Source organism: Mesorhizobium sp. M2A.F.Ca.ET.037.01.1.1, assembly GCF_003998075.1.
GTDB lineage: Bacteria > Pseudomonadota > Alphaproteobacteria > Rhizobiales > Rhizobiaceae > Mesorhizobium.
Genome location: NZ_RZSA01001656.1, coordinates 1 through 655, shown reverse-complemented (window position 1 = coordinate 655; position 655 = coordinate 1). Strand labels below are relative to the sequence as shown.

Sequence of the window (655 nt, the reverse complement as noted above, 5' to 3'; positions counted from 1 at the left end):
GTTCATAGGGACAATTGCCGCATATGGCCTCAGTCGCACACACCCGCGTGCGCGCGGCTTGCTCAACATGGTCATTCTTACCCCGATCACCATTCCGGTTATCGTGGTCGGCATCGCAGCCTACCTTGGGCTCTCAGATTTTGGGCTAGTCGGCTCAACGACAGGTATTGTGTTGGCGCACAGTCTTGGCGCCATTAGTTACGTCGTAGTGATCGTATCAGCCACCCTGACAAACTTTGACAGACGGCTGGAGCAGGCAGCAATGAGCATGCGCGCGGGACCGACGCGAACCTTCTGGAGGGTGACACTGCCGCTAATAAGGCCAGGAATTATCGGCGGCGCCTTCTTCGCGTTTCTTCACTCCTTTGACGAGGTTGTGGTTACGTCATTGGTTAGCGGGTTCGCAATCCGTACGCTTCCACTTAAGATGTGGGAGAATATCCGGAACCAGATTGATCCAACTATCGCAGCAGTGGCATCATTACTTATGCTCCTCCCAGTTCTCTATTTGGTTATTCTATATTTCGCGTGGTGGCGGGCACAGCCGAGAGCGCGCTCGGTGGACCAAAGGATGGCCGCAAATCCCGGTGACGCGTGACTTCAACGCGATGCGCGACGTTCACGACGGCCGCCGTCCTAGGATACACGTCAAAAT

Annotated in this window: 1 protein-coding gene; it reads left to right on the top strand. The window is 55.3% G+C overall.

Annotation, left to right across the window (positions count from 1 at the left end; genetic code table 11):
• The coding region (locus tag EOA27_RS39025) for an ABC transporter permease (RefSeq protein ID WP_145970932.1) at positions 1 to 598 on the top strand (598 nt) is incomplete at its 5' end.
• Between the last annotated feature and the right edge of the window lie 57 nt (positions 599 to 655).